The following is a 16,504-nucleotide window of genomic DNA, read 5'->3' as shown; positions in this document are numbered from 1 at the left end:
GGCTACATGGGCGAAGCGCCGGCTGTCGGGGGCCGGTCGAAACCGGGAGGACCGGCAGGGAGTTGGGAGCTCTCCCCGCCGGCCACGAACGGTCAGTTGAACGTCAGGTCGTACGCGTCCTTGAGTGCTGCGACGGCATCGTCCGTCGTCTGATTCTTGTCACTCCAGAAGTTGTACATTGCCGTCCAGATGCCGTTGTTCCAGTCGCCGGTGATGACGTTGAAGGGGTTCTTCACCGCGCCGTCTGGCTTGTTCATGGCGTCCATGGCGACCTGGTTGCAAGCATCGCGGAACTCGGTCGGAGCGTCGGCGCGCGGGCTGGTCGAACCCTTCTGCTGATTGGCCTTGGCCGAGACGACCGGGTCGACGAAGGCAGCGACGAGGTCGAGTTCGGCCTTGTCCTTTTCCGGCGGCTGGCCGCCGAGGATGCCCATGGCATCGGAGGTCACCGGAACGGCGAGGGCGCCGGGGATGACTTCACAGCCAAAGTCGACCCCCGGGACCTTGCCCGCGGCGAGCCATTCGCCCTTCATCCAGTCGCCCATGATGTGGAACAGGGCCTGGCCGGCGATCACCGTATTGGTGGTCTCGTTCCAGGGACGATTCTCGCTTTCCGGGGTGGCTTCGTTGGAGAAGGCCCGTACGACTTCGATGGCCTTGCGCACTTCGGGCGTATCGAAGGCGGTCGGGTCGGGGGCTTCCGAATAGATGCGGTCGTAGATGTCCGGCCCGGCTATGGCAGCGACCATGGCATGGAACAGGTATCCGACCTGGAAGGCTTGGCCACCGACGGCAGCAGGCACGAAGCCAGCGGCTTTGACTTTGGGGAAGTCGGCGATCATGTCGTCGACGCTCTTCCAGGCGGTCGGATCGACACTGGCTTTTTTGGCGACCTCCATGTTCCAGTAGACCATGCCGTCGATGTGGAGGAAGAGCGGCACCTTCACCATCTTGCCGTCGACCGTGGAGAGATCCTGCACGATCGGGAAGAAATTGTCGGCCGCACCGATTTCCTTGTAGTAGTCGGTCAGGTCACGCTCGAGGCCGAGACCGGCAAGGTCGCGGAAAATATGCGGATCGGAGGTGACGAAGGCGTTCGGGGGATCGCCACCAGTCACCATGTTGACGATGGAGACGTTAACGCCCGAATTGTGCGGAATCGCCAGATCCTTCCACGTGTGGCCCTTTTCGTTGAGGGCAGCCTGAAGGATGTTCAGGGCCGCGACTTCGGCCTTGGACGACCAGCCGTGATAGACGATCAGTTCTTCGGCGGTGGCACCGAGCGGCGCGGCGCTGAGCAGCAGTGTGGCCGCCATGGTCGCCAGTGATTTCATATGCATTCGTGTCTCTCCCTTTGGGCTCGCCTTCCGACGAGTCGACGTTTCACGTCCCTGTCTTGCGGCAGGGCCTGCCGGAAGATCCGGCCATCGGTCACGCTCAAGCCCTTCCTCCAAGGCTCGCGTGCGGTTCGCCCGCTACCCGGGAGAACCTGGTAGGCTCGGGCCGGTGAGCCCGGGCATTGGCGTCCCGTTGCCTTTCGGCCGGGTCGCCTCATCGATCACCGCCACCCTCAGCAGAATAGGGGGTGCGACGCTCGATCTAGAGTCGGCGCCCACTCTGGGCGTCGAAGACATGCAGCTTCCCCTGTGGGAAGGAAATGTTGACCGTATCGCCCTGCCTGAAGCGGCCGATCTGTTCGGGGTCGACACGGGTGGCAATCAGGCCATCGCCGAATTTGAGATAGGCGGTGGCGTCGCTGCCGGTCTTTTCGCTGTACTGGACGGGCAGCGAGAAATTGCCTGCGGGATCGGTTACGGCCGCGTCGGGCTCGCCGAAATGTTCCGGCCGCAAGCCGACGACGACGCTCTGGCCATCCTGCGGCGGGCTGACAAAACCGTAGCGGCTGACGTCGAGGTCGACGCCGGCGGCGCGCGCGGCGACCTTGCCGCCGGCCACCGAAAGGGTGGCGGGGCGCAGATTCATGGCGGGGGAGCCGATGAAGCCGGCGACGAACAGATTGGCGGGGCGGCCGTAGATCTCGTCGGGCGATCCGAACTGCTGGATGACACCGGCATCCATGACGGCGATGCGGGTGGCCATGGTCATGGCCTCGATCTGGTCGTGCGTCACGTAGACGATTGTCGACTTGAGCTCGTCATGGAGCTTTTTGATCTCGAGCCGCATCTCGGTGCGCAGCTTGGCATCAAGATTGGAGAGCGGTTCGTCAAAGAGGAACACGCCGACCTTCTTGACCAGCGCCCGGCCGATGGCGACGCGCTGGCGCTGGCCGCCCGAGAGTTGGGCCGGCTTGCGGTCGAGCAGCGGCTCGATCTGCAGCAAGCGGGCGGCCCAGGCGATACGTTGCTCGATCTCGGCGGCTGGCAGCTTGTGAGCAGCCAAGCCAAACTTCAGGTTTCCGCGCACTGTCTTGGTGGGATAGAGCGCGTAGGACTGGAAGACCATGGCAAGGCCACGGTCCTTGGGGTCGAGGTCGGTGACGTCGCGGTCGCCGATCGTAATCCGGCCCGCAGTAACGTCGAGCAGGCCGGCCAGCAGATTGAGCAGGGTGGTCTTGCCGCAGCCCGAGGGGCCGAGCAGCACCAGGAACTCGCCGTCGTCGATGGCCAGATCGAGGTTCTTGAGAACCGTCAGCTTTCCGTAGCTCTTGATGATGTCTTCAAAGGTGACCCGTGGCATGCCCGCTTACCCCTTGATTGCGCCGGCAGTGATGCCTTGGACGAAGAACTTGCCGAGAATGAAGTAGATGACGAGTGGCGGAATAGCGGTGAGCAGCGCTGCCGCCATGTTCTCGTTGTAGGCCGCCTCGCCGGTGGTGGTGATGACGACATTGGCGAGTACGACGCTCATCGGCTGGGTACCGAGGCCGCCAAAGGTCAGGCCGAGCAGGAAGTCGTTCCAGATCGAAGTGACCTGCAGGATCAATACGACGATGAAGATGTTGCCGCTCATGGGCAGGATGATCTCGCCGAAGACGCGCCAGAAGGAGCCGGAGTCCATCATCGCGGCACTCATGATCTCCTGCGGAATGCCCTTGTAGTAGTTGCGGAAGACCAGCGTCAGGAACGGCATGGAGAGCACCGCATGGATGATGGCGATGCCCCATATGGTGCCGTAGACCTTGAGGCCCGAACTCAGAATGATGAGCGGGATCATGATGATCTGGAAAGGCACGAAGGCGCAGATGAAGAGGATGAAAAGGAAGGTGCCGGCCCAGCGCACATGCCATAGCGCCAGCGCGTAGCCGGTGACCGACGACAGCGTCATCGACAGCACCAGGCTGGGGAAAAGGATCGCCACCGAGTTCCAGAAGCCGACCTTGAGACCTTCGCAGCGGATGCCGGAGCAGGCATGGTCCCAGGCGTTGACCCAGGGCTCGAAGGTGATGGGCGAGGGCAGCGAGAAGATCGCGCCTTCGCGGATCTGTTCCATCGTCTTGAAGGAGGTGGTGACGATCACATAGAGCGGCACGCAGAAGAAGGCAGCGCAGATGCTCAGGAAGACCAGGATGGCGATTGAGCGCCCCGAGATGCCCTTGCGCTTGCGGGGGAACCGCGGCGCGGCCTCGACGCGGGCCTCGCCCGATAACAGACCGGTGCTCATGAGGTCCTCGCCCGTTCGCGCCAGGCAGTGAGCAGCACCAGCGGCAGGAAGATCAGCGCCGTGATGCCCAGCATCAATGCGGCGGCGGCGGAGGCATAGGCGAGGTTGGACTTCACCCAGTAGGCGTTGATGGTGAAGTAGCCCGGCACCCAGGTGGCCTGCCCCGGCCCGCCATTGGTCATGGCCACGACGATGTCGTAGGCCTTGACCACGCCCAACGAGAGCAGAATGGCGCAGGTGAGGAAGGTGAACTTCATCATCGGGATGATGATCTCGGCGTAGAGCCGCCAGAAGCTGACCCCATCGAGCCGGGCCGCGCTCCAGATCTCGGTGTTGATGGATTTGAGGCCCGAGAGCATCAGCGCCATGTAGAAGCCGGCCCCCTGCCAGACCGAGGCGAGGATGATGCCATACATGGCGGTCTCGGGCTTGGAGAGCCAATCGAAGCTGATGAAGGTGAGGCCGATGGAATGCAGCGCACCCTGCAGGCCGAAGCTGGGGTTGAACATCCAGCGCCACGCCACGCCGGTGACGATCAGCGAGACCGCCAGCGGATAGAGGAACACCGTCCGGAAAAAGCCCTCGCCGCGCTTTTCACGATCGATCAGGGCAGCCAGAATGAACCCGAAGACGATGGCCAGGAAACTGCCGATGCCGAGCACCAGCATGTTCTTGAGCGCAATGGTCCAGCCCTTGTCCTTGAACAGCCGTTCGTATTGGCGGGCCCAGTCGGTGAAATCGATGCCGTAGGTCGCAAAGGCCTTCGATGAGGTGAACGAAACATAGATCGTCCACAGGATCGAACCGATGAAAGCGACGAGCGTTATCGCCACCGCCGGTGTCAGCGCGAGCTGCGGCGACATTCGGCTCCACCGAAAGGCCATGCTTCCCTCCCTGCAGCGCCACCCGGCCTCTGGACCGTGGTGCGCCTCCCTGACCGTTGAGGTCGTATTATCGCTAATCTAAGTACGCGCTGCCGGCCTCGTCAATGGTCAATAATCCGAGCAGAGCAGATCCCCCCGGGTGGATGCGCTTGCGGAGCATGATGAAAGCCGACGATACGCGCCGAAATCGCCACCAAAACTATCTATTTATTTCAATGGGTTAATACATCATGCCGCAAGAGGTCGACATGCGGGCATTCTGGCAAACGAAGAAAATGCCGATTGACAGGACCCCACGGTTTGGATGATCCCTTGGTATTAGCGTTCACACAAAATGCGCGGACGAGCCGTTTGAGCCGGATCGACAAAGTCGCTTGAGGGGAGAAAAATCATGCACGGAATCAATGGCGTCGGCCATGTGGCGATCAAGGTCACCGACCTCGATCGCTCGCTCGACTACTACATCAACAAGCTCGGCTTTCCCGAGATGCTGCGGCTCCACAAGGACGACGGAAGCGTCTGGCTGGTCTATCTGCGGATCACCGACGCACAGTATCTCGAGGTTTTTCCGGGGGCCGAAAACGATCGTGCGCCGGGCTGGAACGCCAACGGCATGAACCATATGTGCCTTACCGTTGAGAACATCGACGATACGCTGGCGCAAGTGGCGGCCGCTGGGCTCGAGCTGCTGTTGCCGCTCAAGACAGCGATCGACGGCAACCGCCAGGCGTGGCTGGAAGACCCGGACGGCAACCGGATCGAACTGATGGAGATGGCCGAGGACAGCCTGCAACTCCAGGCGATCCGCCGGCTGCAGGAAACGGGAGCGATCGCCTGAGCGCGATGTCCGTTCGGATGGACGATCGAGCCAAGGTGACCGGCGCGACACCGGCATGCTATCGGTGTCGCACAGCGACGGGCGACGTATCGCCGGTGCAGGAATTGGGTGCCGAATTTGGGTAAGGGGATCGTGCGGTTACGTGACATTGCTGCGCGCACCGGCTTTTCACTGAACACGGTGTCACTGGCGCTACGCAACAGCGAGCGCATTCCCGTCGAAACCCGGAACAAGATCCAGTCGGCGGCGCTTGAGCTGCGCTACGTTCCCAACCATGTGGCGCAGTCGCTGGTGAGCCGAGCGACCCGCACCATTGGCCTGGTGCTGACCGACATCCTCAACCCGACGCTGACGCAGACGGCCCAGTCGGTCGAGATCGCGCTGGCGGAGAGGGGCTACGGCACGCTGTTCGCCACCTCGAACAACACGCTCGAGGAAGAAATCCGGGTGGTCGACATGTTCCGCTCCCGCCAGGTGGACGGCATCCTGATCTACCCGGCGCGGCATCGCGACCTCGAACACCTCAGGCCGTTGCGCCGCGCCAATTTTCCCCTCGTCCTGCTGATTGCCGATCCCGACGCCGGCATTGACGGGGTGAGCGTCAATGATCGCAGCGGCGGCTACCAGGCGACCCGCTACCTGATCGGCCGGGGCCACAAGCGCATCGGCTTTCTCGACGCCTCGCATGCCAATGGCAATGACGAAAAGCTCGAAGGCTACCAGCAGGCCCTGCTGGAGGCCGGCATCGGCGTCGATGTGGAGCTGATCGCGCCGACCAATGGCCACTATGCGCGGCACGGCTATTTCGCGCTCGACATGCTCATGAACGGGCCGAAGCGGCCGACCGCGGTGCTGACCGACAACGACTCGCTGGCGTTGGGGGCGCTGCGCTGGTGCCACAAGCAGGGCGTGCGCATTCCCGACGACCTCGCCATCATGGGCTATGACAACATCGCCTTCACCGAATTCGGAGAGCCGCCGCTGTCGACGGTGAACTACGACGCCCAGGCCGTCTCGCAAATGGCCGTCGATCGCCTGATGCACCTGATCGCAGCCGGCGAGAAGCTACCGCCGCCACGGGTTACCTTGATCGATCCCGAGCTCATCATTCGCGAAAGTACCTGACCGATCGTGACGATGCTCTCGCCCGCCCCCCGCCCCGCCCCGCTCGCCAATAGTCCGTTGCCCCTTCTGCCGATGGCGCAAGGCGGCTCGTGGTACGCCAAAGACGCGACGGACACCGATCTGCTCGGCGCGCTGCATGCCGCGTATCTGGCTGGAATACGGCACTATGATACTGCCGCGGGCTACGGCAACGGCAGGTCGGAAACGCTGCTCGGCCAGTTCCTCGAGGGCAAGCGGGAGAGCGTCTTCCTCGCATCCAAATCGCACACGGATGAGCTGACCGCAGCCGCCGCTATTACCGAAGTCGAAGGCAGCCTCAACAGGCTCGGTGTCGACTTCATCGACCTCTACTACATTCACTGGCCCCGCGCCGGCAGAGATATGCGCCCGGTCATGGAAGGTCTCGAAACCGCCCGCGCTCAGGGCAAGATCGGCGCCGTCGGGGTGAGCAACTTCAGCATCGCGCAGATGGAGCAGGTTGCTGAAGTCGGCAAGATCGAAGTCCATCAACTGGGATACAACCTGCTGTGGCGCTATGCCGAAGCTGAAGCAATTCCATACTGCCGCGCCCACGATATCGCCGTGGTGGCCTACAGCCCGCTTGGTCACGGGATCCTTACCGGCAAGTTCGGCCGCGATCCGGGTCTGATTGCCGGTGACCAGCGTCACTCGATCCTGCCATTCCGGGCTGACATCTGGCCGCATGTGCATGCCGGCGTGGAGCAAATGAAGCGGCTCGCCGCCGAGCTCGACCTGCCGCTTTCGACCCTCGCGATCCGCTGGATCCTCGGTCAGGTCGGCGTCAAGGCGGTCGTCGCCGGAGGCCGGACGAGGGAGCAGGTGGCAATCAACACGGCGGCACTCGAGGCGGCAATCCCGGCCTCGGCCTTCGAGGAGCTTGCCGAGATCAGCGATGCGATCATGGCCCACATCCCGGACGCCGGAAATCTGTTCAACCACTACCCGTAGGCACCGTTCGGCGGTCCGGCGATCGAGATTCGATCCAGCGCTCTGTTCTCTAAATGTTCTTGCCTGCTCCGCAGACCTCCTGCTAGCGTGCCGCGCGGATGTTGGGGGTAGTCGATGGTCACGCGGGTCGCCACCGTGGCGTTTCAGGGGATCGAGGCGGTGCCGGTGGATGTGCAGGTGCAGATCGCGCCTGGTCTGCCCAAGTTCTTTCTTGTCGGGCTGCCCGACAAGGCAGTGAAGGAATCGGGCGAGCGGGTGCGGGCGGCGCTCTATGCCTCGGGCCTCAGCCTGCCGCCCAAGCGCATCACCGTGAACCTCGCCCCGGCCGACCTGCCCAAGGAGGGCAGCCACTACGACCTGCCGATCGCGCTCGGGCTGATGGCGGCGATCGGCGCCATTCCCTCCGATGCGCTCGAAGGCTATCTGGCGCTGGGCGAGCTCGGGCTCGACGGCCAGTTGGCGCCGACCGCCGGAGTGCTGCCGGCAGCCATCGCCGCGCTGTCACGCGACATGGGGATCATCTGCGCCGAGGCGTCGGGGCCGGAAGCGGCTTGGGCGGGTGAGGACCTCGAGATCGTCGCGCCGCCAACGCTGCTGGCGCTGGTCAATCATCTCGGCGGCTTCCAGCTCTGCAGCCGGCCGGTGGCGCGGCGGCGGGAGGAGACGGTGGGGCTGCCCGATCTCAGCGAAGTGCGCGGCCAGCAGGTGGCGCGCCGGGCGCTCGAGGTCGCAGCAGCCGGTGGCCACAACATGTTGATGGTCGGGCCGCCGGGCGCCGGCAAATCCATGCTGGCGGCGCGGCTGCCCTCGATCCTGCCGCCACTCAACCCACGCGAACTGCTCGACGTGTCGATGATCCAGTCGATCGCCGGCGAGTTGGCGGGTGGCGCACTCAGCGACCGGCGACCGTTCCGCGCCCCGCACCATTCGGCCTCGATGGCGGCGCTGGTGGGCGGCGGTCTCAAGGTGCGGCCGGGCGAAGCGAGCCTCGCGCATAACGGCGTGCTGTTCCTCGACGAGTTGCCGGAGTTCTCGCCCTCGGTGCTCGACAGCCTGCGTCAACCGCTCGAAGCCGGCGAGACGGTGATCGCCCGCGCCAATGCGCATGTGAGCTTTCCCGCCCGGTTCCAGCTGATTGCGGCGATGAACCCCTGCAAATGCGGGCTCGCCGGCACGCCCGGCCATGTGTGCAAGCGCGGCGATAACTGCGCGCTCGACTATCAGGGCCGGGTGTCGGGTCCGTTCCTCGACCGCATCGACCTGAGGATCGACGTGCCGGCGGTTTCCGCCGCCGACATGATCGGCCCGGCCGACGCCGAACCCTCCGCAGCCGTCGCCGCCCGGGTCGAAGCAGCGCGCGAGCGGCAGCGCCAGCGCTATATCGAGGCGGGCCATCCCGATGTCTTCACCAATGCCGCCGCCGGGCCATCGCTGATCGAAAAGCTGGTCAACCCGGACAAGGAGGGCCAGACCCTGCTGCTGCAGGCCGCCGAGCGCTTCAACCTCTCGGCCCGCGCCTACCACCGCGTGCTGAAGGTGGCACGCACCCTCGCCGATCTCGCGGGCGCCGACAAGGTCGGCCGCCCGCATCTGGCGGAGGCACTGAGCTATCGGCTGAACCTGGCGCTGGGGTGAGCCAGCTTGCCTGTCAGGTTCTGCGACACAAGCACTGGCGGCAGCGGTTCCCTCGAGTTTGCCGCCTTCCATAGCTGTTCAGCTGATCCGCCGATAGCCGCCACGCACCCCGCCGGGGCTCAGCACCAGTTGCCACAACTGGATGTTGCGGGCCCGGAACATGGCGGCGAACACCTGCAGGTAGAACCGCCACATACGCCAGAAGCGATCGCCATACTTTTCGCGGAGGCTGGGCCAGGCGGCGTCGAAATTGGCCCACCAGGCCATCAGCGTCCTGTCGTAGTCGGCGCCAAAATTGTGCCAGTCCTCCATCACGAACACCCGCTCGCTGGCGGCGGCGATCTGTTTGATCGAGGGCAGCATGCCGTTGGGAAAGATATACTTTTCGGTCCACGGATCGCCGTGCGTCGAGGTGAAGTTGTTGCCGATGGTGTGGAGCAGGAACAGCCCGTCGGGCGCGAGCAGCGAGCGGATCTTGCGCAGGTAGGCGTCGTAGTTCTTGTAGCCGACATGCTCGAACATGCCGATGGAGATCACCCGGTCGAACTGGCCCTCGAGCGCCATGTAGTCCATCAGCCGCGTCTCGATCGGCAGCGATCCCTTGTTGGCCTCGGCAAAGGCCGCCTGTTCCTTCGAGATGGTGATGCCGACGCCTTCGACGCCATAGCGTTCGGCGGCGAACTTCAGAAAGCCGCCCCAGCCCGAGCCGATGTCGAGGATTTTCATCCCCGGCTCGAGCCCGACTTTCTTACAGATCAGGTCGAGCTTGGCCTCCTGCGCCGCGTCGAGCGTCGTCGCCTCGGCCCAGTAGCCGCAAGAATAGATCATCCGCTTGTCGAGCATCGCCGCGTAGAGGTCGTTGCCGATGTCGTAGTGCCGCTCTCCGACCTCGGCTACCCGCGAGCGTTGCAGGTTGAGCAGCTTGCCGCGCACGAAGCTCAGGGCCAGCCCGAGATCGGGTTTGAGGTGGGCGTAGATGTCGTATTCGAGCAGCTTGTAGATGAACTGGTCGAGCGCATCGGTGTCGAACCAGCCATCCATGTAAGCTTCGCCGAACCCCAATGTGCCGTGGCTGATGGCGCGCCCCCACAATCGGTCGTCATGTACGGTGACATCGAAGGGCCGGCTGCCGCCGAGTTCGATGCCTGCGTCTTTGAGGATGGAGGTGAAATAGGACTTTGGCCCGGCGCTCATCGCGGAACCTCGATAGTTATGATCCTAATGAAATTTTAGCGCCACTCCGATCGCCGGGCAAGCCCCGGCAACGCCATGCTGCCATTCGCTTTTCCGGGTTGTCGAACTGGTTTGGCTACCGTCGTCAGCGAGCGAACGCGGCGAACGGGTTGGCCACGGTGAGTTGCCGAATGGTGGCCTCGTCGACCCCTTTGCTGAGCAGCAGTGGCAGCATCACATCGCTCAGATGCGTGTATGGCATCGGAGTACCGCCACCGGGAATGGCCGGATCGTACCAGCCACGGTCGTGGCTGAGCAGCAGTTGTGAGCCGAGGCCGGCATCGAGGGCGCGGAGGATCAGTTCGCTCACCGCCGCATCGGGGGCGCGGCCGACATGGTCGTATTCGATCCAGGCGCCACGCTGTGCCACCGCGATGTTGAGGCCAAAATCCGTTTCTTCCTGGGTGTGGATCGAGATGAAGCGATCGGCCCGATAGCCCTCGGCCTCGATGATATCGAGCTGGTCCATCACCACCCGGCCCTTGATGGTGTGGCTGCCGATCACCGCGCCGGTGCGCTGCGCCGCCCGCGCTGCGGCCCGGAGAATTTTGCCCTCCATCGGGGTTATGCCGTCGTCGCCGGCCGAGACCTTGATCCAGGCGGCCTTCACCCCGGTGTCGCCGACTCCTTCGGCAAGGTCGCTGTACATCCGGGTCTCGAGTTCGGCCTCATCGGCATCGCGCACCCAGTCGGGGATCCACGGCTCGCGATAGTTGCCGGTGGGGACGACGATCGGCAGGCCGGTGGCCCGGCTGACTGCGAGATCGATATCGACCCTGAGGCCGACGCCGCCGGTCGAACATTCGACCAGCGCGGTGATGCCGCGCGCCTTGATCGCCTCGATCTCAGGGCCCATCAGCCGCACCACATCGGCGGGATCGGCCTCGGCGTAACCAGGCTGATCAGGTGTCCTGAGATCAACGAACACGTGCTCGTGCGGCAGGATCATGCCCAGTTCATCGGCCCGCTTCGGCCCGAGCGTGGTGTGCAGAAGTTTCATCGGTGTCTCCTCGTCGGGCGGAAGAAAAGCCGAGTCAGGGGCCGGAGGCAAACCCTAAGGTTTGGGCTCCTCCACCTCGCCCGGGACGAACTTCAGCAGGTCGCCCGGCTCGCATTTCAAATAGGTACAGATCGCTTCGAGCGTATCGAAGCGCATGCCCTTCACCTTGCCCTGCCGCAATAGCGACAGGTTGGCTTCGGTGATGCCGACGAACTCCGCCAGATCCTTGGACTTGATGCCGCGTTCGGCCAGCAGCACGGCGAGGTTGACCTTGATCGGCATCAGATGAACTGCGCGTTTTCTTCGGCAATGGCGGCGGCCTCGGCCAGCGCCCAGCCGACGAGGGTCAGCACAGCGCCGACGAGCAGCATCAGCAGCATGTCGGAACTGACCGAGATCGCCAGCTGCTTCTGCCCGGCGGGTGCATTCCAGCTCAGCACCACGCTCAGCAGTGCCCCCGTGATCAGTTTCAGCACCGTGCAGGCGAAGACACCAATGGCGAAGTCCCGCATCCCGGTGGCGGCGGCGAGGCCAAACGGATGGCCCTGACGGAAGGCCGAGAGCGCCGCCGCTAGCCGCAGCAGACCCCAACTGAGGGGCAGGACCGGCAGCAAGGCCAGGACTGTCGCGAGCAACCGCTGAGCCAATCCGAACTCGGCCAACCAGGTTGCCGGCACCAAAGCAGCGCCCGCCAGGGTCCCGGCAGGTGCAAACCCCCAATAGAGCAGACCGGCCAGCGGCAGCACCGCCGCAATGACCAGCGCAGCGATGCGCGTTACCCCGCTGAGGGTGGCAATGCGCTTCTGGCGCATTGCATCTCGGGCAATTGGCTGCGGCATGGGGCGCTCCTTTGCGTCACTATCCATATCATACAGCAACAAATTATCGTTGCGCAATAAGAAATCGCTGTGTAACAAGCTCGCCGTTCGCTTTTCAACAGGAGCCTCGCATGTCTCGTATCCGTTTGCCTCTCCTCGCCCTGCTGCTCGTCGCCGCTGCGCCGGCGATGGCCGCCACGTCAAGCACCTCGAAAGGACAGATCTCGGTGGCACAGGTGATGGAAATGCTCGACCGCGCCAATACCGACAAACATGCCGGTCAACTGCTCTACGCCTACCTGGGCGGCGTCGGTGAATCGGCCGGCGTGCTGCTCAACGCCACCGACGCCAAGGGCAAACCCTATGTCACCTGTTCCAAGCCGATGGCACTCGACGCGGCGCTGGTGCGCGACGTGCTGAGCAATGGCGCCCCCAGCGCCAAGAGCTGGGGGGAGACCGCGGCGACGCCACTGCTGATCAACGCCCTGGTCAGCATCGCTGGCTGCCGCTGAACAAACGAACGAGGCGGCAGTCGCCTGCCGCCTCGTCAGACTCTACTCGGAGGCCTCTGCACCTGGGCTCCGCCTCAACCCGAGCTGCACAGGCCCAGCAGCTTCTCGCCCAACTCGGTCAGTTTTGCCCTCGTTGCGTGTCTTTTCTCCCAGTCGCGCGGGTCGCCCGGAAAGGCGTCGCGCCTGGGGTGGTCGAGTTTCGCGCCACACGCCGCGGCAGTCCGGGCAGAGAATCTCTACCGGGCGCCGCTAAAGCCCGGTCGGCTTGACCGAGCACGGCGCGCCGGCGGCGCCGACCCCGTCGAGCACGTCGGCAACGCGCACATCCGCACCGACCTGAAGGCCGCGCTTGAGCTGAACATAGCCTTGGGCGCCATAGCGCTTGACGCTCCAGCGCAGCTTGGTGCCGGCCGGAATATCGATGGTGCCGACATTGGCGACCAGCAGATCGGCGCCGCCGACGCGACAATCGAGGGCGAGGCTGCCGTTCCGTACCGCCGACCGCAGCTTTGCGCCGCTGCGCACGGCGCCGCTGAGCACTGCGTCGTTGAGGCCGGCCTCGGGGTTGGTGAGGACCGCCCGGTTGATATGATCCTGGGTCGTCGGCATCACCGCATCGTTGATGCTGTCCTGCGGCGAAGGACTGATCTGGCTATTGAGGCCGCCGATCGGATCGTAGGCCGAAGCAACGCCGGTGCCGAGCAACAGCGTGGTCATCGCCACGAGGGCGATGCAGTTCATGTTGTGCATTGGGATTTCCCTTGGAGCGGCAGGGGTTGCCGCGTCTTTGGGCGCCGTATCGCTGCCGCGGCTTGAACCCGGATTGAGCAGCATGTTCAGGCGAAGTTCACGGGCTGAGGTCCCGGCGAACGACCGGGACCTCGCCGTGGGTCAAAGTCCGGCTACTTTGGCCGAGCAGTTGGTGCCCTTGGCAACAGTGCCATCGAGCACGTCGGCGAGCCGGACGCTTTCGCCTGCCTCGAGACCGCTGGTCAGCCGGGCCGTCCCCTTGTCTCCGGTGGCCTTGACCTTCCAGGCGAGCCTGGTGCCGGCCGGCAGATCGATGTCGCCGGCGTTGGCCAGGCGCACGTCGTCGCCGCCGGCAATGCAACTGAGCACCAGCAGCCCCTGCCGCAGGGCAAGCTTCATCTGCTTGGTTTGCTTGGGGTGGTACAGGACGGCATCATTGACGCCCGGGTGGGTGATGACGTGCGGGTCAACCAGGCGGGCAAGGCCGTCGATATCGGCATCGACCATCTCGGAATGCCGGATCTCGATGTCGACATCGCGGTCACCGATCGAGTCGATGACATCGTTGAAGACGTCGTGGGTGGTCTCATTGCGGTCCTCGCGATCGAAAATGCTACCGGCAGTTGCGAGGCCGCTGCTGAGCACGACAGCTGCGAGGGCGAGGGTGGTGAGCTTGGTCAGGGTGTTCATTTCGGTTCTTTCCTGTGCGCGGCGGAAGCCGGCTTCAATGCCGCGCCATATCGCCCCCTTGGCTTGAACCGCAGTTGAGCGCAGGATTTAGGTCCGGTTCATAATTGCGTCCATGTGGAAATAATGTCCGATCCGACTGTATCTGCCTTCACGGTCGAAACCGGCAGCCCGCTGGAGCAGTACGAACGGGTCATGTTCACCTCGATCATGCTGTCGATGGCGCGGGCGCTGCGGAACGATAATCTCAGCCTCGCGCAGGTGGCAGCGCTGCATTTGCTGGAACAGCGGGGCGAACTGCGGGTCAGCGACGTTGCCGAGGCGCTGGCGATGCAATTGTCCGGAGCCAGCAAAGTGGTGGCCGATCTGGTCGATCGCGGACTGGTGGTCAGGCGCGAGGACGCCGTCGATCGGCGGGCCAAGGTGCTGACCATCAGCCCGGCCGGCAGTGCGCTGATCGAACGGATGTCGAAGCAGCGCGCCCTCGAAGCGCCGCTGACGATGGCGGGGCTCGAGGGCGAAGTCACCGAGAACTTCAATCGGCTGTTCGTGGCGATGTTCGAGGCCGGCCTGACGCGCGCGCCGGGAAAGCCCGGTTGAGGAACCCGGCCGACCCAAGCCGGCGGGGCTCCCCGGTTGCTGTCAAAGCCCGATGGCCTTGGCCGAGCAGACGGTGCCGGCTTCGACACCGCCCGGCAGCACGTTGCTGAGCTTGAGCGCCTTGCCCGGCTGCAGCGTCTTGCCGAGGCTCGCCACGCCGCCAAGCCCGGCCGCCTGCCACTTGATGGCGGTGCCGGCCGGCAGCGCCACCACACCGGAATTGGCGATGCGGATATCGTCCGGAAACTCGCTCGGCGTGCCTGAGACGACGCAGGTAAGCACCGCGCCGAACTTCACCCTGGCGTCGAGCTGCGTCTTGCCCGGAGCCGGCTTGCCACCGTCGCGGACGCCCATGTCGATCTGCTCCAGCGGCGGATTGAGCGCCTTGAACACCTCCTTCTTGACGGTGATCTCGGGCTGCGGGTTGAAGATCCTGTCGAAATCGGGAGGGTCGCTATGAGGCCGCGCCTGCTCAAAAACGTCGCCGCCCGAGTGGCTGCTCGAACCCGAGTCGCCAAGACCCGGAATATGGAGGCCGCCGGCGCCGGCGAGGCTGGTGCTGACGAGGATTGCTGCGATCGCAAGGCTCGTGGATTTCACGAAGGTCATTGTTGTCTCCTGTGCCGGGAGGAAAACGGCGCCGGTTCTGCGGTCACCGGTCCAGCATTCCCGGTGGATGACTGGACGGCGGCCTTATGACGGGCTTCCACTGAACCGGCTTTGAGGGCAACATTCAGTACGCGTTCACAATAGTTGCATATTTGAAAGTATTGTCCATATGAAATCAAAGTCCATCGAGCCGGTCGACCAGCTCGCCAGCCCGCTGGAACTCTACATGCGGGCGATGTTCACTCATCTGCTTGCGGCCATGGCCCGCAGCCTCAGCACCCAGGACATGTCGCTCAGGCAGCTGGCGGCTCTGCACGTGCTGGACCAGAAGCAGGAAATGCGGATTGGAGAGCTCGCCGAAGTGCTGGCGCTGCCGCTGCCCAGTGCCAGCCGCCTCGCCAGCGAAATGGTGCAGCGGGGGATGTTCATCCGGGAGGAGGTCGCCACCGATCGGCGTGCCAAAGTCCTGCGCTTGAGCCAGGCCGGTCGTCAGCTGATCGATGCCATCAGCCGCCAGCGCGTCGATGAGGGCAACGTTGCGCTGGCCGCCATCGGCGGCGAGGTCGGCGAGATGTTCAATCGGGTGTTTGACGAAATGCGGTCCCGCGGGCTTTCTTCAGTATCTGGCGGCGACCCGGCAGGCGACGCGAAGAGGAAAGAACCGTGACCATTGCCACCCGCATCATGCGCAAACTGGCGCAGAACAACCGGCTCGCCAACCACCGGCTACTCACCGCCTGCCTCGGGCTGCAGCCCGGCGAGTTCGAGGCGGTGCGCACGAGCTTCTTTCCGACCTTGAAGATGACTCTCAATCACATCCTCACCATCGACTGGTTCTACGTCGATGCGCTGGAGGGCGGCACACTGGGGCCAAAAGCCTGGGATCCGGAGGAGCCGTTCGACGCCATCGGTCCGCTGGCGGCAGCGCAGTTCGCTGTCGACCAGCGCCTCCTCGCTTTCTGCACCGGCCTCACCGATGCGCGGCTCGCCGCCGAGACCCGGGTGCACCGCACCGGCCGCATCCAGGTGGAGCGCACCGACGACCTGCTGCTACACCTGTTCATGCACCAGACCCACCACCGCGGCCAGGTGCATGCCATGCTGGCCGGCAGCTCGGTGAAACCGCCGCAGCTCGACGAGTTCCTCACCGCCAGCGATTTCCGCGACCGGATCGACGACATGGCGGCTCTCGGCTGGAGCGAAGCCGAGCTCGGGGCGTAGCG

19 protein-coding genes and 1 pseudogene are annotated in these 16,504 nt (G+C 64.3%); 8 read left to right on the top strand and 12 right to left on the bottom strand.

What is annotated here, in order from left to right; all coding sequences use genetic code 11:
* Positions 1–92: 92 nt before the first annotated feature.
* The 4 genes from VGV07_RS06230 to VGV07_RS06215 form a co-directional block, all read right to left on the bottom strand.
* Entirely contained in the window at positions 93–1,340 is a 1,248-nt protein-coding gene (locus tag VGV07_RS06230; protein ID WP_326867824.1) for an ABC transporter substrate-binding protein, read from the bottom strand.
* A 259-nt stretch (positions 1,341–1,599) separates the two neighbouring features.
* Complete coding sequence (locus VGV07_RS06225) at positions 1,600–2,697, bottom strand: ABC transporter ATP-binding protein (protein WP_326867823.1); 1,098 nt, start codon at positions 2,695–2,697, stop codon at positions 1,600–1,602.
* Positions 2,698–2,703: 6 nt separating this feature from the next.
* On the bottom strand, positions 2,704–3,621 hold the full coding sequence (locus tag VGV07_RS06220; protein WP_326867822.1) for a carbohydrate ABC transporter permease: 918 nt from the start codon (positions 3,619–3,621) through the stop codon (positions 2,704–2,706).
* Positions 3,618–4,484: a sugar ABC transporter permease gene (locus VGV07_RS06215; protein ID WP_326867821.1), complete on the bottom strand. Its 867-nt coding sequence runs from the start codon at positions 4,482–4,484 to the stop codon at positions 3,618–3,620. The genes VGV07_RS06220 and VGV07_RS06215 overlap by 4 nt, the downstream gene beginning before the upstream one ends.
* 412 nt (positions 4,485–4,896) lie before the next feature.
* Between VGV07_RS06215 and VGV07_RS06210 the strand changes: the two genes are divergently transcribed.
* The 4 genes from VGV07_RS06210 (at position 4,897) to VGV07_RS06195 (ending at position 9,072) form a co-directional block, all read left to right on the top strand.
* Positions 4,897–5,343 (top strand): VOC family protein, encoded by a 447-nt coding sequence (locus VGV07_RS06210; RefSeq protein ID WP_055874056.1) that lies wholly within the window; start codon positions 4,897–4,899, stop codon positions 5,341–5,343.
* A gap of 132 nt (positions 5,344–5,475) precedes the next feature.
* Positions 5,476–6,468 (top strand): LacI family DNA-binding transcriptional regulator, encoded by a 993-nt coding sequence (locus tag VGV07_RS06205; RefSeq protein WP_326867820.1) that lies wholly within the window; start codon positions 5,476–5,478, stop codon positions 6,466–6,468.
* Between the two features lie 57 nt (positions 6,469–6,525).
* A complete protein-coding gene (locus VGV07_RS06200) occupies positions 6,526–7,437 on the top strand; it encodes an aldo/keto reductase (RefSeq protein ID WP_326867819.1) in 912 nt (303 codons plus the stop codon).
* A gap of 114 nt (positions 7,438–7,551) precedes the next feature.
* A complete protein-coding gene (locus VGV07_RS06195; protein ID WP_326867818.1) occupies positions 7,552–9,072 on the top strand; it encodes a YifB family Mg chelatase-like AAA ATPase in 1,521 nt (506 codons plus the stop codon).
* Positions 9,073–9,150: 78 nt separating this feature from the next.
* On the opposite strand, the gene cfa is transcribed toward VGV07_RS06195, so the two are convergent.
* The 4 genes from cfa to VGV07_RS06175 all read right to left on the bottom strand — a co-directional run bounded on the left by cfa (position 9,151) and on the right by VGV07_RS06175 (position 12,144).
* Positions 9,151–10,266, bottom strand: coding sequence for a cyclopropane fatty acyl phospholipid synthase (cfa, locus tag VGV07_RS06190; RefSeq protein ID WP_326867817.1), 1,116 nt, complete (start codon positions 10,264–10,266; stop codon positions 9,151–9,153).
* Between the two features lie 124 nt (positions 10,267–10,390).
* Complete coding sequence (locus tag VGV07_RS06185; protein ID WP_326867816.1) at positions 10,391–11,305, bottom strand: esterase; 915 nt, start codon at positions 11,303–11,305, stop codon at positions 10,391–10,393.
* A 54-nt stretch (positions 11,306–11,359) separates the two neighbouring features.
* Complete coding sequence (locus tag VGV07_RS06180) at positions 11,360–11,587, bottom strand: helix-turn-helix transcriptional regulator (protein WP_326867815.1); 228 nt, start codon at positions 11,585–11,587, stop codon at positions 11,360–11,362.
* Positions 11,587–12,144, bottom strand: a complete 558-nt coding sequence (locus VGV07_RS06175) for a hypothetical protein (RefSeq protein ID WP_326867814.1) — start codon at positions 12,142–12,144, stop codon at positions 11,587–11,589. Before VGV07_RS06175 ends, VGV07_RS06180 begins: the two co-directional genes overlap by 1 nt.
* A 110-nt stretch (positions 12,145–12,254) precedes the next feature.
* Between VGV07_RS06175 and VGV07_RS06170 the strand changes: the two genes are divergently transcribed.
* Complete coding sequence (locus VGV07_RS06170) at positions 12,255–12,635, top strand: chlorophyllide reductase (protein WP_326867813.1); 381 nt, start codon at positions 12,255–12,257, stop codon at positions 12,633–12,635.
* Between the two features lie 74 nt (positions 12,636–12,709).
* Here the strand turns inward: VGV07_RS06170 and VGV07_RS06165 are convergent.
* From VGV07_RS06165 to VGV07_RS06155, 3 genes and pseudogenes are all read right to left on the bottom strand, one after another.
* Positions 12,710–12,829 (bottom strand): annotated as a pseudogene (locus VGV07_RS06165) (phytanoyl-CoA dioxygenase); the annotation flags it as partial.
* A gap of 55 nt (positions 12,830–12,884) precedes the next feature.
* Entirely contained in the window at positions 12,885–13,385 is a 501-nt protein-coding gene (locus tag VGV07_RS06160) for a hypothetical protein (protein ID WP_326867812.1), read from the bottom strand.
* Between the two features lie 141 nt (positions 13,386–13,526).
* On the bottom strand, positions 13,527–14,075 hold the full coding sequence (locus VGV07_RS06155) for a hypothetical protein (protein WP_326867811.1): 549 nt from the start codon (positions 14,073–14,075) through the stop codon (positions 13,527–13,529).
* Between the two features lie 123 nt (positions 14,076–14,198).
* Between VGV07_RS06155 and VGV07_RS06150 the strand changes: the two genes are divergently transcribed.
* Positions 14,199–14,672, top strand: coding sequence for a MarR family winged helix-turn-helix transcriptional regulator (locus VGV07_RS06150; protein WP_326867810.1), 474 nt, complete (start codon positions 14,199–14,201; stop codon positions 14,670–14,672).
* Positions 14,673–14,714: 42 nt separating this feature from the next.
* On the opposite strand, the gene VGV07_RS06145 is transcribed toward VGV07_RS06150, so the two are convergent.
* Positions 14,715–15,281: a hypothetical protein gene (locus VGV07_RS06145; RefSeq protein WP_326867809.1), complete on the bottom strand. Its 567-nt coding sequence runs from the start codon at positions 15,279–15,281 to the stop codon at positions 14,715–14,717.
* 226 nt (positions 15,282–15,507) lie between these two features.
* Here VGV07_RS06145 and VGV07_RS06140 point away from each other — a divergent pair, with 226 nt between their 5' ends.
* Together VGV07_RS06140 and VGV07_RS06135 are read left to right on the top strand one after the other, a co-directional pair.
* Entirely contained in the window at positions 15,508–15,948 is a 441-nt protein-coding gene (locus VGV07_RS06140) for a MarR family winged helix-turn-helix transcriptional regulator (RefSeq protein ID WP_326867808.1), read from the top strand.
* A 17-nt stretch (positions 15,949–15,965) separates the two neighbouring features.
* Positions 15,966–16,502: a DinB family protein gene (locus VGV07_RS06135; protein ID WP_326867863.1), complete on the top strand. Its 537-nt coding sequence runs from the start codon at positions 15,966–15,968 to the stop codon at positions 16,500–16,502.
* Positions 16,503–16,504: the final 2 nt, after the last annotated feature.

It is taken from the genome of Devosia sp. (assembly GCF_035944845.1).
Lineage (GTDB): Bacteria > Pseudomonadota > Alphaproteobacteria > Rhizobiales > Devosiaceae > Devosia_A.
This window is presented reverse-complemented; position numbering and strand designations above follow the sequence as displayed.